General features: G+C 64.2%; 28 protein-coding genes and 1 tRNA gene. 9 read left to right on the top strand and 20 right to left on the bottom strand.

Features of this window, described 5'->3' with window-relative positions; genetic code table 11:
* Positions 1-11: 11 nt before the first annotated feature.
* From AC1Q5P_RS09010 to AC1Q5P_RS08990, 5 genes are all read right to left on the bottom strand, one after another.
* Positions 12-1622, bottom strand: a complete 1611-nt coding sequence (locus AC1Q5P_RS09010) for an NAD(P)/FAD-dependent oxidoreductase (RefSeq protein WP_492518745.1) — start codon at positions 1620-1622, stop codon at positions 12-14.
* A 115-nt stretch (positions 1623-1737) separates the two neighbouring features.
* Entirely contained in the window at positions 1738-2394 is a 657-nt protein-coding gene (locus AC1Q5P_RS09005) for a PilZ domain-containing protein (protein ID WP_052242186.1), read from the bottom strand.
* A gap of 203 nt (positions 2395-2597) precedes the next feature.
* Positions 2598-2682: transfer RNA gene (locus AC1Q5P_RS09000), tRNA-Leu, on the bottom strand.
* A 121-nt stretch (positions 2683-2803) separates the two neighbouring features.
* Positions 2804-3085, bottom strand: a complete 282-nt coding sequence (locus AC1Q5P_RS08995) for an integration host factor subunit beta (protein ID WP_039333122.1) — start codon at positions 3083-3085, stop codon at positions 2804-2806.
* A 154-nt stretch (positions 3086-3239) separates the two neighbouring features.
* A complete protein-coding gene (locus AC1Q5P_RS08990) occupies positions 3240-3587 on the bottom strand; it encodes a GntR family transcriptional regulator (protein WP_039333345.1) in 348 nt (115 codons plus the stop codon).
* A gap of 213 nt (positions 3588-3800) precedes the next feature.
* Between AC1Q5P_RS08990 and AC1Q5P_RS08985 the strand changes: the two genes are divergently transcribed.
* Together AC1Q5P_RS08985 and AC1Q5P_RS08980 are read left to right on the top strand one after the other, a co-directional pair.
* Positions 3801-5786: a peptide MFS transporter gene (locus AC1Q5P_RS08985; protein WP_492518744.1), complete on the top strand. Its 1986-nt coding sequence runs from the start codon at positions 3801-3803 to the stop codon at positions 5784-5786.
* Between the two features lie 140 nt (positions 5787-5926).
* On the top strand, positions 5927-6607 hold the full coding sequence (locus tag AC1Q5P_RS08980; protein ID WP_492518743.1) for an NnrU family protein: 681 nt from the start codon (positions 5927-5929) through the stop codon (positions 6605-6607).
* Between the two features lie 52 nt (positions 6608-6659).
* On the opposite strand, the gene dxs is transcribed toward AC1Q5P_RS08980, so the two are convergent.
* The 8 genes from dxs to AC1Q5P_RS08940 form a co-directional block, all read right to left on the bottom strand.
* The gene (gene dxs / locus AC1Q5P_RS08975; RefSeq protein WP_492518742.1) at positions 6660-8582 is read right to left on the bottom strand and encodes a 1-deoxy-D-xylulose-5-phosphate synthase; all 1923 of its coding nucleotides are present in this window, start codon (positions 8580-8582) and stop codon (positions 6660-6662) included.
* A gap of 42 nt (positions 8583-8624) precedes the next feature.
* On the bottom strand, positions 8625-9902 hold the full coding sequence (locus AC1Q5P_RS08970) for an MFS transporter (RefSeq protein WP_039333129.1): 1278 nt from the start codon (positions 9900-9902) through the stop codon (positions 8625-8627).
* A 40-nt stretch (positions 9903-9942) separates the two neighbouring features.
* On the bottom strand, positions 9943-10410 hold the full coding sequence (locus AC1Q5P_RS08965; RefSeq protein WP_039333131.1) for a Fur family transcriptional regulator: 468 nt from the start codon (positions 10408-10410) through the stop codon (positions 9943-9945).
* Between the two features lie 36 nt (positions 10411-10446).
* Complete coding sequence (gene msrA / locus AC1Q5P_RS08960) at positions 10447-11124, bottom strand: peptide-methionine (S)-S-oxide reductase MsrA (RefSeq protein ID WP_492477143.1); 678 nt, start codon at positions 11122-11124, stop codon at positions 10447-10449.
* Position 11125: 1 nt separating this feature from the next.
* Complete coding sequence (locus AC1Q5P_RS08955) at positions 11126-11266, bottom strand: hypothetical protein (RefSeq protein WP_156135735.1); 141 nt, start codon at positions 11264-11266, stop codon at positions 11126-11128.
* Between the two features lie 138 nt (positions 11267-11404).
* Positions 11405-12181, bottom strand: a complete 777-nt coding sequence (gene xth, locus AC1Q5P_RS08950) for an exodeoxyribonuclease III (RefSeq protein WP_492518741.1) — start codon at positions 12179-12181, stop codon at positions 11405-11407.
* On the bottom strand, positions 12178-12510 hold the full coding sequence (locus AC1Q5P_RS08945) for a HesB/IscA family protein (protein WP_039333137.1): 333 nt from the start codon (positions 12508-12510) through the stop codon (positions 12178-12180). The genes xth and AC1Q5P_RS08945 overlap by 4 nt, the downstream gene beginning before the upstream one ends.
* Positions 12511-12569: 59 nt before the next feature.
* A complete protein-coding gene (locus AC1Q5P_RS08940) occupies positions 12570-12863 on the bottom strand; it encodes a hypothetical protein (protein WP_039333139.1) in 294 nt (97 codons plus the stop codon).
* Positions 12864-13005: 142 nt separating this feature from the next.
* On the opposite strand from AC1Q5P_RS08940, the gene AC1Q5P_RS08935 reads away from it, so the two are divergent.
* The 4 genes from AC1Q5P_RS08935 (at position 13006) to AC1Q5P_RS08920 (ending at position 17358) form a co-directional block, all read left to right on the top strand.
* Positions 13006-13434, top strand: coding sequence for a CBS domain-containing protein (locus AC1Q5P_RS08935; RefSeq protein ID WP_039333141.1), 429 nt, complete (start codon positions 13006-13008; stop codon positions 13432-13434).
* Positions 13435-13585: 151 nt separating this feature from the next.
* Positions 13586-14914 carry an aminopeptidase P family protein gene (locus tag AC1Q5P_RS08930; RefSeq protein ID WP_492518740.1) on the top strand — a complete coding sequence of 443 codons (1329 nt, stop codon included), beginning with the start codon at positions 13586-13588 and terminating at the stop codon, positions 14912-14914.
* Positions 14915-15018: 104 nt separating this feature from the next.
* A complete protein-coding gene (locus AC1Q5P_RS08925) occupies positions 15019-15633 on the top strand; it encodes an OB-fold-containig protein (RefSeq protein ID WP_492518739.1) in 615 nt (204 codons plus the stop codon).
* A gap of 36 nt (positions 15634-15669) precedes the next feature.
* Entirely contained in the window at positions 15670-17358 is a 1689-nt protein-coding gene (locus tag AC1Q5P_RS08920) for a flotillin family protein (RefSeq protein WP_052242188.1), read from the top strand.
* A 119-nt stretch (positions 17359-17477) separates the two neighbouring features.
* Here the strand turns inward: AC1Q5P_RS08920 and AC1Q5P_RS08915 are convergent, their stop codons facing one another.
* Positions 17478-18473: an adenosine kinase gene (locus AC1Q5P_RS08915; RefSeq protein ID WP_039333148.1), complete on the bottom strand. Its 996-nt coding sequence runs from the start codon at positions 18471-18473 to the stop codon at positions 17478-17480.
* 167 nt (positions 18474-18640) lie between these two features.
* Between AC1Q5P_RS08915 and AC1Q5P_RS08910 the strand changes: the two genes are divergently transcribed.
* Positions 18641-19075, top strand: coding sequence for a hypothetical protein (locus tag AC1Q5P_RS08910; RefSeq protein WP_039333349.1), 435 nt, complete (start codon positions 18641-18643; stop codon positions 19073-19075).
* Here the strand turns inward: AC1Q5P_RS08910 and AC1Q5P_RS08905 are convergent.
* Entirely contained in the window at positions 19059-19511 is a 453-nt protein-coding gene (locus AC1Q5P_RS08905; protein ID WP_039333150.1) for an RrF2 family transcriptional regulator, read from the bottom strand. The genes AC1Q5P_RS08910 and AC1Q5P_RS08905 overlap by 17 nt on opposite strands.
* A gap of 81 nt (positions 19512-19592) precedes the next feature.
* Here AC1Q5P_RS08905 and AC1Q5P_RS08900 point away from each other — a divergent pair, with 81 nt between their 5' ends.
* The gene (locus AC1Q5P_RS08900) at positions 19593-20036 is read left to right on the top strand and encodes a globin domain-containing protein (RefSeq protein ID WP_039333152.1); all 444 of its coding nucleotides are present in this window, start codon (positions 19593-19595) and stop codon (positions 20034-20036) included.
* An 86-nt stretch (positions 20037-20122) separates the two neighbouring features.
* Here the strand turns inward: AC1Q5P_RS08900 and AC1Q5P_RS08895 are convergent, their stop codons facing one another.
* From AC1Q5P_RS08895 to AC1Q5P_RS08875, 5 genes are all read right to left on the bottom strand, one after another.
* Positions 20123-21292 carry a saccharopine dehydrogenase family protein gene (locus tag AC1Q5P_RS08895; RefSeq protein WP_039333154.1) on the bottom strand — a complete coding sequence of 390 codons (1170 nt, stop codon included), beginning with the start codon at positions 21290-21292 and terminating at the stop codon, positions 20123-20125.
* A gap of 89 nt (positions 21293-21381) precedes the next feature.
* Positions 21382-21936, bottom strand: a complete 555-nt coding sequence (gene dcd / locus AC1Q5P_RS08890) for a dCTP deaminase (RefSeq protein ID WP_039333155.1) — start codon at positions 21934-21936, stop codon at positions 21382-21384.
* An 83-nt stretch (positions 21937-22019) separates the two neighbouring features.
* Entirely contained in the window at positions 22020-22454 is a 435-nt protein-coding gene (locus AC1Q5P_RS08885; protein ID WP_492518738.1) for a cytidine deaminase, read from the bottom strand.
* 10 nt (positions 22455-22464) lie between these two features.
* Positions 22465-23175 (bottom strand): glycoside hydrolase family 25 protein, encoded by a 711-nt coding sequence (locus tag AC1Q5P_RS08880; protein WP_492518737.1) that lies wholly within the window; start codon positions 23173-23175, stop codon positions 22465-22467.
* Positions 23176-23206: 31 nt separating this feature from the next.
* Entirely contained in the window at positions 23207-23689 is a 483-nt protein-coding gene (locus AC1Q5P_RS08875; RefSeq protein WP_039333161.1) for a UPF0262 family protein, read from the bottom strand.
* Between the two features lie 117 nt (positions 23690-23806).
* On the opposite strand from AC1Q5P_RS08875, the gene AC1Q5P_RS08870 reads away from it, so the two are divergent.
* Entirely contained in the window at positions 23807-25321 is a 1515-nt protein-coding gene (locus AC1Q5P_RS08870; RefSeq protein ID WP_039333163.1) for a replicative DNA helicase, read from the top strand.
* Positions 25322-25325 lie beyond the last annotated feature (4 nt).

The following is a 25325-nucleotide window of genomic DNA, read 5'->3' as shown; positions in this document are numbered from 1 at the left end:
CACCGTTCGGTTCAGGCGGCCTTCGCCGCAGCCTTTTCAGGCACGATCCGCGCAGGAACGTCGCGAACCGATGCCAGTGCCGCTGCCTGGTCTTCGCTGGGTGCCACGCGCGCCGGCAGGGTTCCCTGCGATCCCTCGTTGCCCGCCTCGTGGTACTCGGCATCCTCGTTCACGCACCAGGTATCATAGATCCGCGCGCCCGCCGCAATATTTTCCACGGTCAGCATCGCGGTCATCATCGCGTGGTCCTGGTTGTTGTAGCGGTGCATGCCATTGCGGCCCACCATGTGCAGTGTGGGATGGGCAGCTTCCAGTTCGGTGCGCATGGCGGCCACGTTGGCGGCATATTCGTCGTCATAGACCGGATAGGCCTTCTCCTGACGCACGACCACGCCGCCGATCACCTTTTCCGGGCTGACAAGTCCGAGGATCGCCATTTCCTGCTTGGCCAGTTCGATGAGTTCCTCGTCCGAGGAGTCCCACAGCGCGTCGCCCTCGAAACAGAAGTATTCCAGTCCGACGCAGGCCACGCTCTCGTCGGGCACCATTTCCGGCGACCACGAACGGAAGTTCTGGATGCGGCCGACCTTCACCTTGCTGTCGTGGATGTAGATCCAGTTGTCGGGGAACAGCTCCTCGGAACGGATCTTGAGCGCCACCGTCAGGAAGTCGCGATACTTGAGGCGACTGGCCTGGAGGGTCGTGGCGGGCAGTGGATGCAGGCGCGCGGCCAGCTCGCGCATCGGCGCCGAGCTGATGGCGTGGGCCGCCTCGATCACCAAATCGCCATCTGGCCCCTTCGCAGACAGGCGCCATCCGCCCGCGCCATCCGCAGCAAGCTGCTTGAAGGCATGGCCCATCAGCACTTCACCCTTGCCACTGCCCACGATCCTGTCACGCGCGGCATCCCACATCATGCCGGGGCCCAGACGCGGATAGCGGAAGGTTTCGAGCAGGGTCTTGGTCTGCATGCCGTCGTTCGGGCGCCTGTTCAGGCCGAGACTGCGCTTCAGCCCGTCGATGACCGCCCCCCACAGCGACAGTCCCTTGATCCGCTGGGCAGCCCAGTCTGCGCTCATCTCGTCGCAGGGCATGCCCCAGACCTTCTCGGTGTAGGTCTTGAAGAAGATCGAATAGAGCTTCTGCCCGAACTGATTCACGGTCCAGTCCTCGAAGCTCTTTACATTGCGGTTCGGAAAGGCCTTGGCTTTTGCAAAGCTCGCCATGCACAGCGTCGATCGCACCAGGCCAAGGTTCCACAGCGCCTCGAACGCGCGCAGCGGGTACGAGTAGAACTTGCCCTCGTAATAGATCCGGCTCATCCGCGGGCGCTGGATGAAATCATCGGGCAGTATCTCGTTCCACAGATCGACGACCTGCTGGCTCTTGGAGAAGAAGCGGTGCCCGCCGATGTCGAAACGGTAGCCTTCATGCTCGACCGTCCGGCTTATGCCGCCGACATAGGTCTGGTCCTTTTCGATGATGGCGACGCTGAAACCCCGCTTGGTGAGGAGGTAGCCCGCCGTCAGCCCGGCTGGCCCCGCGCCGATGATCGCGACATCCACCTTGCGGCTGCCAGAACCGTTTGCGTGGCCATCGGCCGCCATCGTCCCGTTAACCATCAAAACCCCCGTTTCAACGCTTTTCGCGTGGGTCAGACGTGAAGGAAAATGGATAAGGGATGGTTAATGACGGCCGGTCATTCGGCAAAGATTTGCCGTTCCCAGTCAACCGCTGTCAGACGTTCCGCAGCCGTCCGTCGGAGTTGGGCATCGCAGGATCGCTGCCCTGCAAGGGCGCCGCGATCCGCGCGAGTTCGTCCATCTTGAAGGTCTGTTCGAAGAGAAGCCCGTAACGCGGGTGGCTGCGCCAGCGCACTTTGGCGTAGATCGGGGGCAGAACTTCCGTTTCCAGCCGGACGAGCTCGTTCATGAGAAGCCACTTGTCGCACTCGATGCACGCGCCCTGCTGCGAAATGTCCTGGAATGCGACATGTACTGCATCGCCTCCGGAATGCAGGATTGCATCAAGATGGATGCGCAGTCGGACCTGTCGCTTGGGGAAAGTTCCGTGGCTTTCGTCAAGCAGACGCTCGATCTCGATGTCGTTCAGGAAACGGAAGCCCGCGTATTCGCCTTCACTCCAGATCTGCTCGATCGGATAGCGATCGCCGTTGCTCATTTCGATGGCCAGCGATCCACAAGGGGGCAGCGGGTTGAACAAGCGGATCTTGAGGCCGCTCGTCGAAGCATCGCGGATGACACAGAGGAATTCGCGTTCGCCATCCAGAATCAACTTGGCGGCACGGATCAGCAGGGTGAAACGCGGCGCGGCGCGTTGTTCCGCTCCGGCTTCCGCGTCCTTAGGCACTTGATCGTCGTCTGCCTGGGCCAAGCCCGATCCCCCGTGCACGTGAAGCCGCGCCGGAGCGCACGCATGCCCCGGCAAGAATCAGTATTAGCACGTAATTCCTACCGCGGAGTTACCAAGCAAATTACGGAATGACTTGGATTTTTACAGACATGTAAACAAACGCTATAAATGTGTAGCCAGACTCGTCATCAAGTCCGGGCAAACAATTACAAAGCAAAGGATCATGGTGCGGACGGCGGGACTCGAACCCGCACGATCAAGGATCAAGGGATTTTAAGTCCCCGGCGTCTACCATTCCGCCACGTCCGCAACTGTTGGCAGGTCAGGTTAAGGCCCTGAATGCTGCAACTCGTGCAAGTCGCGCCTGCCACAGCACAAAGGGCGCGGCAACGCCTGTTGCCGCGCCCTTGCTGAATTTCCGGTCGAAAGCTCAGTCGGCGTTGAGCCGTTGCCGCATTTCCTTGCCTGCCTTGAAATAGGGCACGCGCTTGCCCGGTACTTCGACGGTCTCGCCGGTTCGCGGGTTGCGGCCCTTCCGGGCATCGCGTTCGCGCGTGGAGAACGCGCCGAAACCACGAAGTTCGACACGCCCACCATCGGCCAGTCGCTTGGCAATCTCATCGAAGAAAACGTCGACAACCCGTTCGATTTCTTCGCTGCGCATGCCAGGACTTTCCTTGGCGAGAGCCTGCAGCAGCTCCGATCTTATCATTCTTTCCCTCCGCCGAGCGACCATGCGGCCACCCCCCGATTTTCTACGATCCCTGTGCCCAAACCCCCGTATGAGCACATTCTAACATCCTGCCACGCCCAACCGGTCATGACAATCGTTTCATATTACTCAAAGTGGCCAAAAATGGACCGTTTCAGGCGATTTCCGCTACGTCGGCCAGGCTGAGGCCGAGCAGGCGCATCCGCGCCGCGACTGCGGGCCATTCATCTTGCAGGAAAGATTCGCGCTCCCGCTGGCGCAAGGCTTCAACGGCACCGGGTGCTACGAACATCCCAACGCCGCGCTGGACAATCACCAAGCCTTCATCCTGAAACTGCTGATAGGCCTTGGCCACGGTCAGGGGATTGGCGCCCTGTTCGGCCGCATAGGCTCGTACCGACGGCAGCATGGCGCCCTCCGCATAGCGACCGTCAAGGATCGCCGCACAGATTTCGTCGCGAAGGCGGAGGTAGACCGGGCGGCTTGCCTGGCTGGTGTTCATGCCCATGGTGCCATAGTGCCATAATACAGCGCAGCACACAACGGCTCGTTGCGGCAGGGCTCCGGGCACGCTCCTGCCGCTTTGCGACATTGGTTGCGATTGAAAATAGTTTCTTGCCATCGCGACACGTGGCACTAAGGCGGAAATTTGCCGTGCGGGACAGGCGCGGCAGTGCAAAAAGCTCACACAGCAACGACGGGATCGCTCGCCGGCATGGCCCAAGAAGACACGAACTTCGCACGAACCACGACAACTGGCGAGTGGTTCGGCCATCCACCGCAATTGAAGCGCCTGTTCACGACCGAAATGTGGGAACGCTTCGGCTATTACGGCATGAGAGCGATCCTCACGCTCTATCTCGCCAAGCACTTCCTCTTCAACGATACCACCAGCACCGGAATATACGGTGGCTTCACCGCACTCGTCTATCTGACCCCGCTGATCGGCGGACTGATTGCCGATCGTTACCTGGGCTCCAAACGCTCGGTGAAATTCGGCGCGATCCTGATGGCGGTCGGCTACTTCATGCTCTGCTTCGGGGGCGAGGCGGCCAAGCCTTACGCGACGGTCGAAGGCCAGCGCTATGAGGTGACCGTCACAGAGACCGCCGGCAGCGAAGTGCGTTCGGTCGAAATGAGCGGCCAACGCCTCGAGATCGTCGGAAACGACGACAAGTCTGTCTCGCTCAAGACGGCTGACGGGGTCGAGGCAAAGCGCATCGCGCCTGGCGGATTCCAGTCGGACGGCGAACGCTCGCAGCTGCACATCGCGATACTGCTCGTCGGCCTCTCGCTGGTCACGGTCGGCAACGGCTTCTTCAAACCCAACATTTCCACAATCGTCGGCTCGCTCTATGCCGATGGTGACCGCCGCCGCGATGCCGGATTCACGATCTTTTACATGGGCATCAACCTGGGCTCGCTGATCTCGCAGTTCTTCTGCCCGATTCTCGCCGAATCCGTGGGCTGGTGGGCAGGATTTGGCCTTGCTGCCATCGGCATGACGTTGTCGTGGGTCCTGTTCCAGTTCGATGGCGGCAGGCTCGATGGCTATGGCGAGCGTCCCGCCGGGGCCGATCCGCGCAAGGACTGGCTCATCTACGGTACCGCGCTGGTCTGCGTGCCGCTGTTCTTCTTCCTGTTCACCAACCTGATGGCCTATGTCGCGCCAGAGCCGGGCAAGGGACTGCTCGGGTATCTCCTCGGCCTGCCGATCATGGGCAAGCTGATGTTCGGCACCTTTCTTCTCGCCGTTCCCGGCATCCTGATCTGGGCGCTGGCATCGGGCAGCCGCGTCGAATTCCAGATGATGGTCGCGGCCATGGTGCTGATCGTTTTCAACACCGTGTTCTGGACCCTGTTCGAGCAGGCCGGCTCTTCGCTGACCCTGTTTGCCGAGCGCAACACCGTGCTCGAAGTGGGCTGGACTCGCGGTCTTTTCGCGTTCTTCAACGCCTATCCGTTCACCTACTACCTGTTCTTCGCGCTCCTGCTGGGCGGACTGGGCTGGCTGCTCACCTGGTTCTTCGGCAATGGTGAACCGGCAGCAACCAGGCGCAAGATGGGTGCTGGCTTCGCCCTGGTGATGACGGCCGGCTTCATCGGCATGGTCTATGCCCGGGCCAGGGGCTTTGCCACCGATGAGGTCTACGTCATGCCCGCGGGCCAGACGCAGATCTTCAATGCCCTGTTCATCGTCGCGCTGGCGCCGGTGTTCGGCGCAATGTGGAATGCGATGGCCCGGCGCGGCGTCGAACCTTCGATCCCGGTCAAGTTCGCCCTGGCGCTAATGGGCGTGGGCGCGGGCTTCCTGCTGCTGGTGTGGGGCGCGCAGTTTGCCGATGCGCAGTTCAAGGTCGGACTCGTCTGGCTTGCTGGCCTGTACCTGGTCCACTCGATGGCCGAGCTGTGCATTTCGCCGGTGGGTCTGTCGATGATCACCAAGTTGTCCATGGCCCGCATCGTCGGCATGATGATGGGGGTGTGGTTCCTGTCGATCGCGGTGGCGCAGTACGTTGCCGGGATGGTCGCGCAGGTGGCCAGCGTCGAAACCGTCGGCGGCCAGGTCACCAATCTCAAGGTCAGCCTCGATACCTACGTGGGTGTCTTCACGACGATCGGCTGGATATCGATCGGCATCGGCGCCGTGCTTCTCGTCGTCGCGGTGCCGCTCAGGAAGCTGATGCACGGGGTGGCTTGATATTCTCCCTTATGGCGGGAACCGTTCGAACGTGAGAATGTTTCTGCAGGGGTTTGCTTTGGCCAACTTGAGAGTATCATCAGGGTAACGCGGGCGTTGGTCGAAAACGGCAACGGGGGCCGCGGATTGGGGGACAGTTCATGGATCATGCGTTGATCCAACTGATTGTGGCGACAACTGCTTTCGTTTTTTCGCATTTCGTGATGTCAGGGCCAATTCGTTCGCGCCTTCAGTCGATGATGGGCGCGCAAGGATTCCTGTTGTTCTATTCCTTGGTCTCGCTCTGCGCACTGGCCTGGGCGATCGTCACCTTTGACCGCGTCAAGGCGGGAACGCCGCTATGGGATGGCATGGCCGCCGGTCCCTGGGTGGTGGCCAGCCTGCTCACGATAACCGGCACAGCGTTCCTGCTGCCATCGTTCGTGCGCAATCCTGCGCTGGTCGGCAAGAATGCCGCCGGTGTCGGCACGTGGATTCCGGTCGGCGTATTCAGGATCACCCGGCATCCGATGATGTGGGGCATTGCGCTATGGGCGCTCGGTCACATCGTCGCTTCGCCGACGCCTCGTGTCCTTGTCTTCATGTCAGGCCTGATCGTGCTGGCGCTGCTCGGCTCGCACTTCCAGGACAAGCGCAAGGTCGCCCAGAACAAGCGCGAATTCCTGCCATGGCAGCGCCGCACCAGCTTCTGGCCCCGTCTGCAGGAACTCGGCGGCCTGCGCCTTGCCTGGGTCCTTGCCTTCTTCGTCTGGTTCATCGCCACGTGGCTGCACTACCACCTGTTCGGCATTCCTGCCGGACTGTGGATGTGGATCGGCTGAACGTGCGATAATCCGCCGGCACGATGTGGTCGTGCCGGCCGCAACTCCTGCGTCAGGCCCGCGCTTCGTTCACGCCGGCAGAGTTGTGCCGCAGTGCCTTGAGCACGGTATCGACGATATGCGGCGCATTGAGGCCCGCGGTGTCGTACTGCTTGTCCGGCGCATCGTGGTCCTGGAATACGTCGGGAAGGCGCATCGTGCGGATCTTGAGGCCGCCATCGGTCAGCCCTTCGTCGCTCGCCATCGTCAGCACGTGTGCGCCAAGGCCGCCGACCGCGCCTTCCTCGATCGTCACGACAACCTCGTGCGTGGCCATCAACTGGCGGATCAGATCGGTGTCGAGCGGCTTGGCAAAGCGCAAGTCTGCAACCGTCGTCGAGAGCCCCTTGGCCTCGAGCTGGTCCGCGGCCTTCAATGCCTCGGCCAGACGGGTGCCGAGCGAAAGCAGCGCCACCTTCGAGCCCGAGCGCACGATGCGCCCCTTGCCGATCTCGAGCAGCTCCGGCTCGTCCGGCAGCGCCACGCCCGTGCCATTGCCGCGCGGATAGCGGAACGCGATCGGGCCGCTGTCATGGCGGGCGGCGGTATAGGTCATGTGGACCAGTTCCGCCTCGTCCGCCGCCGCCATCACCACCATGTTCGGCAGGGTGGCGAGGTAGGTGATGTCGAACGATCCGGCATGGGTAGCGCCGTCGGCACCCACCAGCCCGGCGCGGTCGATGGCAAAGCGGACCGGCAGATTCTGGATCGCCACGTCATGCACGACCTGGTCGAAAGCACGCTGCAGGAAGGTCGAATAGATCGCGCAGAACGGGCGCATGCCTTCTGCCGCCAGACCTGCCGCGAAAGTCACGGCGTGCTGCTCGGCAATGCCGACGTCGAAGGTGCGCGTCGGGTGCGCCTTGGCAAACTTGTCGACGCCCGTGCCGCTCGGCATGGCCGCCGTGATCGCGCAGATCGTCGGGTCGGTTTCCGCAAGCTTCGCCAGCGTCTCGCCGAACACGTTCTGGTAGGCCGGAGCACCGGGCTTGGCCTTGACCTGCTCGCCGGTGACCACGTCGAACTTCTGCACCCCGTGGTACTTGTCCGCCGCCTGTTCGGCCGGCGCATAGCCCTTGCCCTTCTGCGTCACGACATGGACGAGGCATGGCCCTTCGGCCGCATCGCGCACGTTCTCCAGCACCGGGATCAGCTGGTCGATGTTGTGCCCGTCAAGCGGGCCGACATAGTAGAAGCCCAGCTCCTCGAACAGCGTCCCGCCCATGGCCATGCCCCGCGCGAACTCGTCGGTCTTGCGCGCGGCGGTGTGCAGCGGGCGCGGCAGCTTGCGCGAAAGCTTGCGCGCGATCTCGCGCAGGCCCAGGAACTGGCGCGAGGATACCAACCGCGCCAGATAGGCCGAAAGCCCGCCAACCGGCGGCGCGATCGACATGTCGTTGTCATTGAGGATGACGACAAGCCTGTTCCCCGCCTCGCCGGCGTTGTTCATCGCCTCGTAGGCCATCCCTGCGCTCATCGCGCCGTCGCCGATCACGGCAATGCCCTTGCCCGGACGGTTGCTCAGCTTGTTGGCAATAGCAAAGCCCAGCGCCGCCGAGATCGAGGTACTCGAGTGTGCAGTGCCGAACGGGTCGTATTCGCTTTCGCTGCGCTTGGTGAAGCCCGAAAGCCCGCCACCCTGCCGCAAGGTGCGGATGCGGTCGCGCCGGCCGGTGATGATCTTGTGCGGATAGGCCTGGTGGCCCACGTCCCACACCAGCTTGTCCTGCGGCGTGTTGAACACATAGTGGATCGCCACGGTCAGTTCGACAACGCCAAGGCCCGATCCGAGATGTCCGCCGGTGGTGCCCACGGCAGAAACCATCTCGGTCCGCAATTCGTCCGAAAGCTGGCGAAGCTGCGAAGGTGCGAGCTTGCGTAGATCGTCTGGTGTCTTGACCGTGTCGAGCAGCGGCGTTGCCGGTTCTGAATTCATCCCTCCGCCCTTACACCGATGCTTTGGCGCTGTCGAACGGGATCATGTTGCCACGGCCTTCCCGAAGGTCCGTGGCGCGCGGCGCCCCAGCATGAGCGAGGATGCGATCAGCGCCACCGCCGCAATCACGAAGGCATAGCCCGGCGCTGCAAGATCCCCGCTTTGCCCGATGTACCGGGTGAGCAGCACGGGAGTCAGCCCGAAAGTCACCGCCACCACCAGGCCATAGCCGATGCCGACCAGCCCGGCGCGATGCCGCTTGGGCGTGATCTCGACAAACGCGGCATAGGCAACCGCTGCCGAAACCGTCGCCATCAGCAGGAGCAAAGCCGCTGCAAGGGCAAGTTGTCCAAGCGACCCGCCCGCTATGCCCCAGCGGAACAGCGGCAGCGAAACCAGCGCCGCCAGCACTGCGGTGACAAAGTTCACCTTCTGCCGCCCGATCCTGTCACCCAGCCAGCCACCGGCCAGCAGCCCGACGATCTGCGTGCCCGCCGCCGCCATCTGCAGCAGATAGCCGTTCGTCACCGGAATCTTGAGGAACGTCACTGCATAGACGAACAGGAAATCCCCGGTCGCGCCCGCCAGCAGGAATCCGAACACGCCAAGCAGCGCCGCCGCATAGGCCGCAACGTCAAGTTCGGTCACCACGTTCGGCCCGGTCTCCGGCAAGTGCAGCGTCTCGTCCAGCCGCCGCCGCAGAATGAAGGCCAGCGGCACTATCCCTGCACCGATCGCAAAGGCGATGCGCCAGCCATAGGCATCAAGCTCGGCCGGCGTCAGCGCGCTCGCCAGCACCAGCCCGACAAGGCCGCTGCCCAGGACGCCGATGCGCATGGCGACCAGTTGCAGCGCCACCAGCATCCCGCGGCGCTCGGGCGGGGAGCTTTCGGCGAGGAACGCCGTGGTCGGCCCCACATCGCCGCCTGCCGCAAGCCCCTGCAGCAGCCGGAATGCCACCACGAGAATTGGCGCCCAGATGCCGATGCTCGCATAGCTTGGCGTCAGTGCCAGTCCGATTGCGCTGAAGCCCATCAGCGCGAATGTCGCCAGCATCGTCGGTCGGCGTCCCACCTTGTCACCGAGCAGTCCGAACAGGATCGCGCCCAGCGGCCGAGCGCCAAAACCGGCACCGGCCGTCATCAGCGTCAACAGCAGCGCACTGCCCGGCGCACCTGCGGGGAACATCACCCGCGAGACATTCACCGCGAAGAAGCTAAAGCTCAGGAAATCGTAGAATTCCAGCGCATTTCCGGAAATGACGGCGGCGAACTGCTTCCGCGTCGGCAGGTGCCGTGGCTCTCTCGCCTGATCGTCCATGTCGCCCTCTCCCCCAATCAGGCAAACCAGCTTTCGCCGATCAATCCTCGCTGGCGCACTCCGCGCAATGGCCGCGAATCTCCACGACCGGTCGCACTTCGGCAAAGCCTGCTGCCTGCGCCGCTAGGCGCAGCGCGCCCGTGAGCGCATCGTCATCGCTGTGCACGGCCTTGCCGCACAAGTCGCAGATCAGGAAGATGCAGTCATGCCGGCAGCCCGGATGCGTGTTGGCAACATAGGCATTGGCGCTTTCCACCCTGCGCGCCAGATTGGTGCGCACGAACAGGTCGAGAATGCGATAGACCGAATTGGCCGCCACGCGCTTGCCCCGCCGCGTGCCGACGCTCTCGGCGATGTCATAGGCCGACGCCGGCTTTTCGTGCGCCGCCAGCGCCTCGAACACGTCGGCGCGCATTTCGGTCCACTGCTCTCCTGAGGCTGTCAGCGCTTCACGCGCGGCCTCGATCAGCTTGTCGCCTGCGAAATCGTGATGATGGTGCCCGGACATCGGTCCTAGATAGGCACGACCGCGCGCTCGCGCAAATCAGTTCCGCGTGAAGCCGACCTTGTAAAGATCAGGGAACAGTCGCTTGAGGTTGGCCACCTTCGGCGCGTCCCACCGCTTGATATAGCCGTGGTCGGGATTGTTGGCGGCAAAGTCCTGATGATAGCCTTCCGCCGGGTAGAACGCCTTGTAGGGCTCGATCGTGGTGACGATCGGCTGCTTCCACAGGCCGGACTTCTTCAACTGACCAAGATAGGCCGCAGCAACGCGCGCCTGTTCCTTGTCCATCGGCACCAGCGCATTGCGATACTGCGAGCCGTGGTCCGGCCCCTGGTAATTGAGCTGCGTCGGATCTGCCCCCACGGCAAAGAATACCCGCAAGAGCTGGTCGTAGCGGATCTTCGCGGGGTCATAGGTCACGCGCACCGCCTCCGCGTGGCCGGTCCGTCCTGAGCCGACGACGTCGTAGATCGCCGTGTTCTTCGCGCCGCCGTGATAGCCCGAGACCACGCTGCTGACGCCCTTGAGATGGCTGAAAACCGCTTCGATTCCCCAGAAGCACCCGCCTGCGAAAACGGCGGTCTTCTTGCCCGCCGGCTCGTTTGCCTGCACCGTCGCCGCAGGCGTCGCCACCGCGCCTTCGGCCTGTGCGGGTTGCTGGCACGATGCGGTAAAGATCCCCACCGCCAGTGCTGCGGAGAGGATCGGGCGGCGCATCTTAATGCGAAGCCTGTTCGCTGGCGTGTTCAAGATCCGGCGTCGCCAGTGCGGTGGTTCCGGCCGAAATGCCCATGACAGCGGCACCCATCAGGAACCCGAAGGCAAGCGAACGGAAGAAATCAGGCTTGAACAGGCCCATGGCATTCGGCTTTCACAAATCGTCTTGGCGTCCCGAACGCGATGCCTCGAGTCGCCTGAATCTCTGGTGACGCCCTGCACAGGGTTTCGTTCAGGTGATGTGACAATCTATGAACCGTTCACCAGCTGCGACGAACCGTTAGTCGCGCAACTGCACCCATACCGGAGCGTGGTCGCTGGCCTTCTCGCGGCCACGGTATTCCTTGTCGACGCCTGCTGCCACGAGTCGGTCGGCCAGTTCGGGCGAGAGCAGGGCGTGATCGATGCGGAAGCCATGGTCGCGCTGCCAAGCACCGGCCTGGTAATCCCAGAACGTCCACACCCCGCCCTGCGGATTGAAGGTGTCGATCGCGTCGGTCCAGCCGTCGTTGAGCAGGCGGCGGTAGGCATCGCGTGATTCGGGCTGCATCAGCGCATCGCTGGCCATCGCCTTGACCGAGAAGGTGTCCTTGTCCTCGGGGATCACGTTGTAATCGCCGATCACCACTGCAGGCACGTCCTCCGCCATGATCTCGGCCATGCGCCTGCGCAGGCGCTCCATCCAGCGGAGCTTGTAATCGAACTTCGGGCCTGGCTGCGGATTGCCGTTGGGCAAGTAGATGCACACCACGCGAATGCCGAAGACATCGGCCTCAAGATAGCGTGAATGCTCGTCCTCGGGCTCTCCGGCAAGACCGCGCTGCACTTCCACGGGCGCCTGCCCATCGGCGAGGATCGCCACGCCGTTGAAGCCCTTCTGCCCGTGCCAGATCGCGTGATAGCCGATCTTCTCGAACTCGGCGGCGGGAAAGCCTTCGTCCTGCGTCTTGATTTCCTGAAGGCAGGCAACCGAGGGCCGCGTTTCCTCCAGCCATTCGAGCAGGCGGGGAAGGCGGGCCTTGATCCCGTTGATGTTGAACGATGCGACCTTGATCATATCGCGAAGCTGGCGCCACAGCCGCATCCCGAAGCTGCTTGGGGATTGCTCACCCGGAACGCCGCGCCGCCAAGCGATTCCACGTATTCCACGACGCTGCCTTCCAGCAGCCCCAGGCTGACCTCGTCGACCACCAGCCGCACGCCGTCGGTCTCGGCGATCAGGTCGCCATCCTCTGGCGCCTCGGCCAGGCCGAACTTGTACTGGAAGCCCGAACAGCCCCCGCCTTCGACCGAAAGCCGCAGGATCGCGGGCTTGCCCTGCTTTTGCGCAATGGTGGCAACGCGAGCGGCGGCGCTCGGGGCGAGGGTGACCTGTGTTTCGCTCATGGCGCCAAGATAGGGGCGCAATGCCCAAACCTCAACGCCAGAAACCCAAGGTTAGGACCCTAGCGGTTCCGCTCGTCCTCGAGCCGGTCCTCGATCGATTCATCGTGGCCGGTCCCGCTGGACAGGAACACCAGCCCCATCAATGCCGCCATCAGCATGATCGTCAGCCAGACTCCCAATGCCGAGGCGATATAGAGGTGGATCGAGACGAAGCCGATCTGGATGTAGAGCACCGTGAGCACCACGCCGACGACGGCCGTGCTGAACAGCGCCATCCAGTTCATGATCTGCCGGTAACGGGCCCAGGCAAATCGTGCATTTTCAGGATCATCGAGCGGGGAATGTCCAGCCATGGCAAAGTCCTTTGGCGATCGAAGATGGTGCGCGCAACGGCTTTGACAATGGCCACCAAGATGGCATGATCCTTATGGGAGACCAGGCGGCCCGAAAAGACGCCCGAAGGCGCAAGTCGGCCGCATCACGCAGGAGGATGCCATGACGATTGCGCAAGTCATTCAGGGAAGAGGGGAAGTCTGGAGCGTGTCGGCCGACGCGCAGGTCTCCGACGCGATCGACATGCTCGCCCACCACCGCATCGGCGCCCTTCCGGTCAGCGATGGCGAGAGCGGCGTGGCGGGAATCTTTTCCGAACGCGACATGATCCGCTGCCTGCACAAGCATGGCGAGGCGGCGCTGCACATGAAGGTGCGCGACATGATGACGGCGCCCGTAGTCACCGTTTCGCCGCAGACGTCGGTGATGGAGGCGCTGGCCCTGATGACCCAGCGCCGCTTCCGCCATCTGCCTGTCGTGGAAGGAAATCGCATGGTCGCCTTCGTCTCGATCGGAGACCTCGTGAAGCACCGGCTCGACAAGATCGAGGCTGAGGCGGACGCGATGCGGGTCTATATCCAGCAGGCCTGAAGCATTTCCAACTCACGGGGGCAGAACGGCAACTCCCCCCGAACTCACCCCCATCTCCCCCCTGACTCCTGGGCACTTTCGCCCTGCAAACGGGCATCTCGTATTTCACGTGAAACACTCTAGGCTTCCCTGATTGATAGGGAAATCCGACATGCACCTGACCCGCCGTTCGCTCCTCGCCGGAGCCGCCGCCGCGACTGCCTCGCTCTCGATCTCGATCCGCGCGCAAGTCCTCCCGCCCCCAGGCTTCGCCACGCCGACTGGCACCTTCCCGTTCGCACCGGAAGTCTATCGCGAGCGCCGGGCGAAGCTCATGGCCACGCTCAAGGATGGCGTGGCAGTGATCCATGGGGCAGAGCGCGAACGGACCAGCGGGCCGGTAAGCCCGCCGTTCTATCAGTCCGGTGATTTTGCGTGGCTGACCGGCATCGTCGACGAACCCGGCGCGGTGCTGGTGCTTGCCCCGGCAGAGCGGACCTACAGGGAATTCCTGTTGCTGCCCTCGCGCGACGTGGAGACCGAGCGCTGGGATGTCGAGCGCCTGCCGCTGGGCTCGCTGATCGAACAACGCACGGGAATTCAGCGGGTCAGACGCACTTCGGGGCTGGACGGCCTCGTCACGCAGCTAGCGGCACGGAGCCGGACGCTGCATTTCATGGGGCCGATCACCAGCGCTTCGGCCCCGGTGCCGCCGGCGATGGAACTCTATGGCCGGGTGATGAGCCACGTTCCCGGCTGCACGATGAAGGACCAGAGTGCGCTGCTTCCTGCCCTGCGCACCGTCAAGGAACCGCGTGAGCTGGAGCTGATGCGCAAGGCGCTTGCCGCGACGCAGGCCGGGCATCTCGCCGCGATGAAGGCGGTGCGCCCCGGCATGACCGAGCGCCAGCTGACCGCGGTGCTGGAAGACGGCTTCCGTCAGAGCGGGGGCGAGGGGCTGTCCTACGATTCGATCGTGGCGACCGGCCGCAATGCCGCTTCGCTGCACTATGCCCACGGCAATGCCCTGATCGGTGCGCAGGACCTGGTGCTGATCGACGCCGCCGCCTCGGTCGGCAGTTACGCCTGCGATATCACGCGCACCTTCCCGGCCTCGGGCAGGTTCACCACGCCGCAGCGCGCGGATTACGAACTGGTCATGGCGGCGCAGGACGCGGCGGCCAGGCTGTTGAAACCCGGCGTGATTCACGAGGACATGACCGAGGCCGTCTATGCCCTGTTCCGCAAAGCCGGGCGGATTGACGAGTTCACGCATGGCCTTGGCCATTTCGTCGGCCTCGATGTCCATGACGCGGGCGACTATGCCAAGCCGATCCCGGCGGGCGCGGTCATCACCATCGAACCGGGGCTCTACAACCAGCAGATGAACCAGGGCATCCGCATCGAGGACCTCTACCTCGTCACCCCCACCGGCTGCGAACGCCTGAGCACCGGCATCCCGCGCACCGTGGCCGAGATCGAAGCATTCATGGCGCGGTAGGCCCCGACCGTTCCGGCGCAAAAATCGGCACTCCCATTGTCCGATTCCGCTTGCGCCGCCCGCCCCTGTTGCCATGATCTGCGGTCAATAGGGGAGTTCCTGGGATGGGTGGGCTGCTGGCCCCCGAGAATCTGCCGTTTGCCGTGGCGCTGGCCCTGCTGGTGCTGCTGGTCATCGTGCAAGTTACGGGTATATCGGACTTTCTTGGCGACGCGGATGGGCATGATGCGGACCTTGACGCAGGTTCGGCGCTGGCCAGCGTGACGGGCTTGGGCGCGCTGCCGTTCATCGTCTGGCTATCGTTCTTCCTCGCGACCTTCGGGCTCGTCGGCCTGTCGCTGCAGGAACTGGTGGCCTCGTTTTTCGGCGCTCCCTTCGGCCCCGGCGCGGCGACCGCGATGGGTCTTGTGGCGGCCTCGCCGGTCAACACCGTGGTGACCCGGCTGGCTGGCCGCGTCTGGCCGCATGACGAGACAACCGCCGTTCCGGTCGATGCGCTGCTCGGGCGCAAGGGCATCATCCACATCGGCCGCGCCACCCGTGGCAGCGCGGCGCGGGCGCAGGTGCGCGACGTGCACGGACAGCTCCACCTCGTCATGGTCGAACCGCACGAGGACAGCGCGATGCTCGGCGAGGGCTGCGAGGTGCTGCTCGTCCACCGCGAGGGCGAGACGTTCTACGCCGTGCCGGTCGATGGCCCGCTGCGCCTTGCCGACTGACCTTCCTTCAGGATTTCTTCCTCTTCGGAGACTGACATGAACCAGCTTGTTCCCATCGGCATCTATGCGGGCACCGGCCTTGCGCTCCTGCTGGTGATCGCTTTCACGCTGACCCGGCTCTATCGCCGCGCGACCAAGGAAGTGGGCTTCGTGCGCACCGGCTTCGGCGGTGAGAAGGTGGTGATCAACGGCGGCGCGCTGGTGCTGCCGGTGCTGCACGAAACGATGCCGGTGAACATGAACACCGTGCGCCTTGCCGTGGAGCGCAAGAACACCGATGCGCTGATCACGCTCGACCGGTTGCGGATCGATGTGAAGGCCGAGTTCTACGTGCGCGTCCGCCCCGATGCCGGTGCCATCGCCATGGCCGCGCAGACGCTGGGCATGCGCACGATGCAGCCCGAAGCCTTGAAGGATCTGGTCGAAGGGAAGTTCGTCGACGCGCTGCGCTCGGTCGCGGCGGGCATGACGATGAACCAGTTGCACGAACAGCGCGCCGACTTCGTCCAGAAGGTGCAGCAGGTCTCCTCGAACGACCTCGCCATGAACGGGCTGGAGCTGGAATCGGTCTCACTGACCGGGCTCGACCAGACCAGCATCGAACACTTCAACGCCAACAATGCTTTCGACGCCGAGGGCCTGACCAAGCTGACCGAGCAGATCGAACTGCGCAAGAAGGCGCGCAACGACATCGAGCAGGACACGCGGGTGCAGATCGAGATGAAGAATCTCGAAGCCGAGCAGCAGTCCCTGAAGATCAAGCGCGACAACGAATTCGCCCGACTGGAGCAGGAGCGCGAGATCGAGATGCGTCGGGCCGAGCAGGCGGCGGAAGTGGCGCGCGAGCAGTCCTTGCGCAATCAGGAAGCGGAAGCTGCGCGGATCGAGGCGAAGAAGCTGGTCGACAGCCAGCAGATCGAGGCCGATCGTGCGGTGCAGCAGGCGCGGATCGCGCAGCAGCAGGCCATCGAGATCGCCCGGCAGGAGCAGCAGATCGCGATCCAGAACAAGAGCCGCCAGGAAAGCCAGGCCAAGGCCGAAGCCGACGAGGCCCGCGCCAAGGCCGTTGCCGCCGAGGAACAGGTCGTCACTTCGCGCGAGACCGAAGTTGCCGAGCGCGGCAAGCGCATCGAGCTGATCGAAGCGGCCAAGGCGGCGGAACGCGATGCCATCCGCGTGAAGGTGGAAGCCGAGGCCGAGAAGGCCGCTGCCGCCAATCGCGCCGAAGCCGCCCGGCTTGAAGCCGAGGGCGAGGCCGAGGCCGAGAAGCTCCGCGCCGACGCTGCCCGGGTACGCTTCGAAGTGGAAGCGGCGGGCCAGCGTGCGATCAACGAGGCAGCGAACCTGCTCTCGTCCGACCAGATCTCGCTGCAGACCAAGCTGGCGCTGCTGAAAGTGCTGCCAGAGCTGGTGCGGGAATCAGCCAAGCCGCTGGAAGCGATCGATTCGATCAAGATCGTGCAGGTCGATGGGCTGACGCGCTCATCCGGTGGGGCAGGCGCCAATGGAGAAGGGGGCAGCGCGCCTTCGGCCAACGGCAACCTTGCCAGCGATGCGCTGACGGCTGCACTCAGCTATCGCGCGCAGGCGCCGATCATCGATGGCCTGATGAAGGAGCTGGGGCTCGACGGCGGATCGCTGGAGGGGCTGGTGAAGGCCGCGCCGGTAGTGGCGGCACCGGAGGCTTCATTTACTGTGAATGCAGGTGAAGCGGATCAGGCCTGACCAGCAAACCGTGTTACCCCGGCGCAGGCCGGGGTCCATGACCTCACCGTCGAGCCGGACATCGGCGTTATAGGCCCCGGCCTGCGCCAGGGCGACGGGTGATGTAAGTCGGGCGGGTTTCAGCCCAACCGCTTGGTCACCAGGTCCTGCAGGTTGGCTTCGGGCCGTGCGCCGTAGTGGGAGATGATCTCGGCGGCGCAGATGGCACCGAGGGTGAGGCTTTCGGCGAGCGGTTTATTGCGAACGTAGCCGTAGAGGAAGCCGGCGGCGAAGAGGTCTCCGGCGCCGGTGGTGTCGATGACCTTGTCGATCGGCTCGGCCGGGACGTGGGCGTGTTCACCGTCGCTTATCGCATGGGCGCCGTTCTCGCTGCGGGTGACCACGACCGTCGGGACCTTGGCGGCGAGCTGTTCCAGCCCCGCGTGGAAGTCCTCGACGCCGGTGAGGGCGGCAAGTTCGTGTTCGTTGGCGAAAAGGATGTCGATCTGGCCGTCAGCGATCAGGGCGCGGAAATCGTCGCCGTGGCGCGAGATGACGAAGGCGTCTGACAGGGTGAAGGCGACCTTGCGGCCGGCGCTGCGCGCGGCGGCAATGGCGCGGCGCATGGCCTTGCGCGGCTCTTCCGGGTCCCACAGGTAGCCTTCGAGATAGAGCACGCTGGCAGACGCGATCTGGGCATCGTCCAAGGCTTCGGCGGGCAGGAACTGCGAGGCGCCAAGGAAGGTGTTCATCGTGCGCTGGCCATCGGGAGAGACGAAGATCAGGCAGCGCGCCGTCGGCGGCTCGTCAGCGCGGGTCGGCGTCTGGAAATCGATGCCGCCGGCGCGGATATCGTGGGCGAAGACTTCGCCGAGCTGGTCATCGGCGACCTGGCCGATGAAGGCGCACTTCGCTCCCAGTGCGGCAAGGCCGGCCAGCGTGTTGGCAGCAGAACCGCCGGAAATTTCGCGCGCCGGGCCCATGGCGTCGTAAAGCTCCTGGGCACGGGCGGTATCGACCAGGGTCATGCCGCCCTTGGCGAGGCCGAGCCGTTCGATGTCCGCATCCTCGCAAGGAGCCATGACATCGACGATGGCGTTGCCGATGGCGATGACGTCGTAAACCGGTTCGGACATTCAGGCAGGCTCCGTGATTTCGGGAATGGCGATGGCCTAGCCGCTATGCCGCGTTGCAGCAATAGCGGGGGGCAGCAAGCGCGCGAACGCGCCGGTCTGGACGGCCCGCGCGCCAGTCCGCCGAAGCCACGGTTGACGATGGCCGGGGAGCGCGGCATCCCGCACCGGTGACGTTCCCCAAGTTCCTCTCCGTCTCCGCTCTGGCCCTGCTGCTCGCATCATGCGGCGGAAGCGGTGCGCCGTCTGGCGGCAAGACTCCGGTGGTGCGGTCGGCATCATCGGCGCCGGTGCGGACCACGGTTCCACGGCCGGCTCCGGTCGGCAAGCCAATTGCGCAAGTGCAGATGATCCCCGGCCTTGAAGGCGTGATCGGATCGGACGCGCTGCAGCTTGGCCGCGTCTTCGGCACGCCGCGGCTCGACGTGATCGAGGATGACGCCCGCAAGATGCAGTGGTCGGGCACGGCCTGCATTCTCGACGTCTATCTCTATCCGCCGGCGAATGGCGGCAAGCCGACGGCGACTTATGTCGACGCGCGGCGCGGCGATGGACGCGACGTGGATCGTGCAGCCTGCGTGGCTGCGCTCAGGAAGGCGCCGTAACCGCGCACGACGGTGCAGCCGGGATCGCTGCCCACGGCGCGAATGCGGCGACGCCCTCGCGCGAGACATCGGCCAGAGTGTAGCGATCGAGCACGGCGAGGAAGGCTTCCAGCGCCTCGGCCAGAACGCTGCTGAGCGCGCAGTTGGTCCGCAAGGCGCAGGTGGCGCAATCGGCGAGGCGCATGCCCTTTTCAAGTTTGCGGACCGCTTCGCCGACCGTGATTTCCGCTGCCGGGCGAGCCAGCGTGATGCCGCCGCTGCGGCCACGCTGCGATTGCGCGAGGCCCGCCTGCACCAGTCCTTGCGCGACCTTGGCGACATGGTGGTAGCTGAGGCCCTGTTCGGCGGAGAAGGCCGGCAGGCTGACCGCCGTGCCCTTGCGCGCGAGCACGATCAGCAGGCGCAGGCCGAAGTCGGTGTGCTGGGTAAGTTGCATTCCGTGAGAATCGTTTTTCCGCTTGCCTAAATCAAGCAGATAAAATACCGGTTTTTTCAATACCTGATTGGAGATCCCGAGATGCGCACCGCTTCCGAACATGCAAAGACCATCGTCAAGGCCACCGCACCGGTTATCGAGAAGCATGGCGTGGATATCACCACTGCAATGTACAAGCGCTTGTTCCAGAACGAAGATGTGAAGGCCATGTTCGATCAGGCCGCGCAGGAAAGCGGCGAGCAGCCGCGCCGTCTCGCTGCGGCGATCCTTGCCTACTCGAAGAACATCGACAAGCTGGAGAACCTCGGGAGCGCGGTGACGCGGATGGTGCAGCGCCACGTCGAAACCGGCGTGAAGGCCGAGCATTACCCTTATGTGGCCGAGGCCCTGCTGCCGGCGATTCGCGACGTGCTGGGTGCCGAAGTTGCCACCGATGAGGTGCTGGCAGCCTGGGGCGAGGCCTACTGGATGCTCGCCGACATCCTGATCGCCGCCGAGGCAGAGGCCTACGCCGCCGCGGCCTGAGCCCACAGATTGAGGGCTGCTGCTGCAACGAGCCCGCCTGCCGTGGATCCCCTCCGAAGCGGCAGGCGGGCTTTGTTGTGTGTATGCTACTCTGCCCCGAAGCTGATTTCGGCGTGGGTGCGCAGGCGCTCGACGAGGGTTTCCCCGAGGATGGCGCCGGGGGTCCCGATCATGCCGGGCGCCCTGGATGACAGCAGGGCGATGCCAGTTTCGGCGATCATGCGGCTGGTGGAGCCATAGCCTGGATCGTAGCGGCCCTTGACGCCATAGCGGATGGTCTGGCCGTCGGGCATCTCGCCCAGGAACAGCACGTCGTAAAAGCCGGTCTCGCGCTCTTCCTTCGAGGGGCCTTCACCCGGCTGGGGATCGTCGGGACGGCCGATCATCGGCGTTTTCGCCATGTGCTCGGCAATCGCCTTGCCCTGATCGCCGGGGCCGGTGAGCACCATCTCGTCATAGACGAAATCGGTGCCCCAGACGTGGCCGAGAAGGGCGTTGGTGCGGTGGACGTTCTTGGTGTTGATCGCCGCCATGATGAACGGCGTTTCCCACGAATCCAGCGTATCGTCGTGCTGGACCTTGTCGCCCGCAGGCTGGGCCGGGCCTTCGAATCCGGGGGTGAGGCAGAAGCTGCTCTGCATCAGCGGGATCAGCGAGGGGTCCTTGGCCAGCGCGGCGAGCGTGGCCTTGAGGCTGGCGGCGGTCCCTCCCGAAGCGCCGCCCTTCATGCCGCGCACGCGCCCTTTCACGCGCGGAGCAGGGCGGCCGAACCGGGCCACCGCTTCCTTCTGCAGCATCAGTACGCCGAGATCGAACGGGATCGAATCGAAACCGCTAGAGAAGCAGATGCGCGCGCCGGTGCGCGTGGCCTCTTCGCCATACTTGTCGATCATCTGGCGCATCCACACGGGTTCGCCGCACAAATCGGCGTAGTCCGTGCCGGCCGCGATGCAGGCGGCGAGCAGCGGTTCGCCATAAAGCTGGTAGGGGCCGACCGTGGTGACGACGACTTTCGCTTGGGCTGCCATGGCCTTGAGGCTGGCCGGATCGGCAGCGTCGGCAACGATCAGCGGCGTGTTCTTGGGCGCCTCGATCAGGGCGCGAACCTCTGCCAGCTTTGCCGCCGAGCGTCCAGCCATGGCCCAGCGCGGGCCTTCCTGCCCGTAATGGCGTGCAAGATATTCTGCTACCAGCCGCCCGGTGAACCCTGTCGCCCCGTACACGACGATGTCATAGGGCCTCTCCGACTTCTCCATCAGCCTCTCCGCCTGTTGTGCTTATGGCGGTCAGCTTGGCGAGTTCGGTGACGATTGCAACCGGATTTAAGCGCCGGGTTAAGGGGTGCTTACAACCTGGGCAGGGTGACGCCGCGCTGGCCCATGTATTTGCCCGCGCGGTCGGCATAGCTGACTTCGCACGGTTCGTTGCCCTGCAGGAACAGGAACTGGCAGGCACCTTCGTTGGCATAGATCTTGGCCGGGAGCGGCGTGGTGTTCGAGAACTCCAACGTGACGTGGCCTTCCCAACCCGGTTCCAGCGGGGTGACGTTCACGATGATGCCGCAGCGTGCATAAGTGCTCTTGCCAAGGCAGATCACCAGCACGTCGCGCGGCACGCGGAAGTATTCGACCGTGCGGGCCAGCGCGAAGGAATTGGGCGGGATCACGCAGACGTCGGTCTCGCGGTCGACCAGGCTGGCGCCGTCGAAGTTCTTGGGGTCGACCACAGCAGAATCGACATTGGTGAAGATCTTGAACTCGGGCGCGACGCGGGCATCGTAGCCGTAGGACGAGAGGCCGTAGCTGATGCAGCCATCACGGCGCTGGTTCTCGACGAACGGCTCGATCATGCCTTCGTTGAGCGCCTTGTCGCGGATCCACTTGTCGGAAAGAATGGCCAACTGGCTCTCCCATGTGAAGCTTGTGCGGGAATGCCCACCCCCGGCCCCTCCCGCTTTCGGGAGGGGGGAATGGCCCGAAATGTCTAAGCCAGATTGGCGGGGCCGAAGGCGTTGGGCAAGAGCACCGACAGGCGCATTTCCACGGTTTCCTGCGCGCCGACGCAGATCACCAGCGGATCGGTGCGGCCCAGCGCGGCCAATTCGTTCAATATCTGGCGGCAGCGGCCACATGGGCTGATCGCGGCATCGATTGCGCCGCCCATGCCGCCAAGCACCGCCACGGCAAGCAGGCCACCGCGCCGACCGGCGTGCGAGGCAATCGAGGCGGCGACGGTCTCGGCGCAGAGCGAGAGGCCGTAACTGGCATTCTCGAAATTCGCGCCGGTGACGATCGCGCCATCATCGAACAGCAGCGCCGCGCCGACGTGGAAGCCGGAGTAGGGGGCATAGGCGCTGTCCATCGCGCGCCGGGCGGCGGCGATCAGGTCTTCGCGGGAATCGGCCAGAACGTCGCTCACACCGGTAACCTCATTGTTGCACCACCACCCAATGCACCGGCCTTGTGCTGGCATCCAGACGCAAGCGGTCGCTCGCCGTCCACATCACCCACGGCCGGCCGGCATAGGTCGGCGCGAGAAAATCCTGCGCGACCCAGATGTTACGGTCAATCCGCGCGGCGAGGTGGTACTCCTTCTCGAGACCGCGCGAGACCATCAGGATAACCGGCTTTTCGGCGTGCTTTTCCACCTGGTTGAGGAAGGTCGTCAGCTCGCTCTGCATCTGTGCTTCGCCGGGCACCTGCGGGCAAGTGCGCGAATCGATGTCGAGCCGGATGGCGGGCGGGAGCAGGTCCTTGTCGCGCGGGACGATAGTGACGAAGTTCGCCGCCTGGGCATCGGCAGGCGCGCACAGATCGTAGACGTGGACCGCGCCGACCTGCATGCCCCGCTGCCGCGCGGCGATCACGCCATCGGCAAAGGCGGCGTCGCGCGTCGAAGTGCCTTCGCTTGCGGTCAGGTAAGCGAAATCGGCCCCTGCGGCGCGCAGCAGGCGCCAGTCGATCGGACCGTCATCGTCGCTCAGCCAGACGCCTTGCACCGCATAGTCGCGCCGGTCCGGCATCCATGTGCGGGCCTTCCACCACGCAAGGCCGCCTGCGACCAGGGCCACCAGCAGCAGGACGCCAAGAATGCGCCTTCGTGCCGCACCGGGGCGGCGAGTATTCCGTTTTTTCGGCATATGGAGAGTTGCGCGCGCCCCGAGTCTCAGATCAGCCCCTGATATGCAGCACGCAGATCAGGGTAAAGAGCCGACGGGCCGTGGGAAAATCCGTATCGATCTTGCCTTCGAGCCGTTCGAGCAAGGTGTCGGCAGCATCGTTGTGGATGCCGCGCCGGGCCATGTCGATCGTCTCGATCTCTGACGCCGTAGCCTTGCGAATCGCCTGATAGTAGCTGTCGCAGATCGCGAAATATTCGCGGATCGGGCGGCGGAAACGGCCCAGGCCGAGGATGATCGTCTCGAGCGGGGTGCCATCATTGTCGGCGATGGCGAGGACCAGCCGCCCGTCATCGACCGAAAGCTTGAGCCGATAGGGCCCGGTGTGCCCGGCTTCAAACGCGCGCAGCGGCTTGAAGGTGTTTTCCTCGATCAGATCGAAGATCGCGATGCGCCGCTCCTGCTCGATATCGGCGTTGCGCCAGATGATCGTCGCTTCGTCCAGCTCGATATGCGAGATGCGCGGGTCGGCCATAGAGGTCACCTGTGTTGCAGACGCGTTGGGCTCGGGCAAGGGTTTTGACCTGGTGCTCCCCGCTATCCACAGGGTCCGTCCATTGCCGGATCGGGCCGGTTCGGGCACTATGGGCAAATGTCCGCCAGCGAAGCCATCCTCACCCGCGAACCTTCGGAAATCCGCGCGCTCCCCTCCAACGTCGAGGCGGAAGCGGCCTTTCTGGGGGCGGTGCTGATCGACAATCGCATCCTGGAGGAACTGCAGACCCCGCTGAAATCCGAGCATTTCTTTGCCGCCGTCCATGGCCGGGTGTTCGAGCGCATCCAGGCGCTGATCGATCGCAAGGCGGTGGTCACCCCGGTAACGTTGAAGCCCTATTTCGAGAGCGACGAGGGGCTGAAGGAACTCGGCGGCGTTGCCTATCTGGCGCGGCTGACCTCGGACGGGCAGGGCCTGCTCAATCCGCGCGAACTGGCCGAGCAGATCTATGACCTCGCCCTGCTGCGCGAGCTGATCTCGGTAGGGCGCAACCTTGTCGAAGGCGCATTGGATACCAGCGATTCGGTCGCCCCGCTGGAGCAGGTGGAGAAGGCCGAAGCCGCGCTTTATGCCGTGGCCGAAGGCGCGCAGACCGGGAGCGAGGCGCAGAGCTTTGCGCAGGCGACGCGCGCATCGCTGGAGATGATCGAGAAGGCGCTGCTTTCGGGCGGCCATATCTCGGGCAAGACCACGGGCCTGACCTCGGTCAACGAGAAGATCGGCGGCCTGCACGATTCCGACCTCATCATCCTTGCCGGACGCCCCGGCATGGGCAAGACCTCGCTCGTCACCAACATCGCATTCAACGCGGCCGACCGGCTGCGCCGCGACATGGCCGATGGCATTGCGCTCAAGGATTCGGTTGGGGCAGGGGTCGCCTTCTTCAGCCTCGAAATGAGCGCCGACCAGCTCGCCACGCGTATCCTGGCCGAACAGTCAGGCATCAGTTCCGAAGCGCTGCGCATGGGCCGAATCAGCCGCGAGGACTTCCAGCAGCTGTCGTTCGCCAGCCAGCGTCTGGCCGAACTGCCCCTCTATATCGACGATACCCCAGCGCTGACGATCGGCTCGCTTCGCGCGCGTGCCCGCCGTCTGAAGCGCCGCCACGATATCGGGCTGATCATCGTCGACTACCTGCAGCTGCTGCAGGGATCGGGCCGCAGCGACAACCGCGTGAACGAAATCTCGGAAATCTCGCGCGGTTTGAAAACGCTGGCCAAGGAACTCTCGGTTCCGGTGATCGCGCTTTCGCAGCTTTCCCGTGCGGTGGAACAGCGCGACGACAAGCGCCCGATGCTGTCGGACCTGCGCGAATCCGGCTCGATCGAGCAGGACGCCGACATGGTGTGGTTCGTGTTCCGCGAGGACTACTATGTCGCCGCCAAGGAGCCGAAGCAGCCGCAGGGCAATGATGACGCCAAGGTGCAGGAAGCTCACGCCGCCTGGCAGGCGGAAATGGAGCGCGTCTATGGCCTGGCAGAACTGATCGTGGCCAAGCAGCGCCACGGCTCCACCGGCAAGGTGCGCCTGCGCTTCGAATCACGCATCACCCGCTTCAGCGACCTTGCGCCGGATGACCTGCGCGCCGCTTACGCGAGTGACGACGAGTAGACCC

It is taken from the genome of Novosphingobium sp. GW835-FHT14H07, from assembly GCF_058793515.1.
This window is presented reverse-complemented; position numbering and strand designations above follow the sequence as displayed.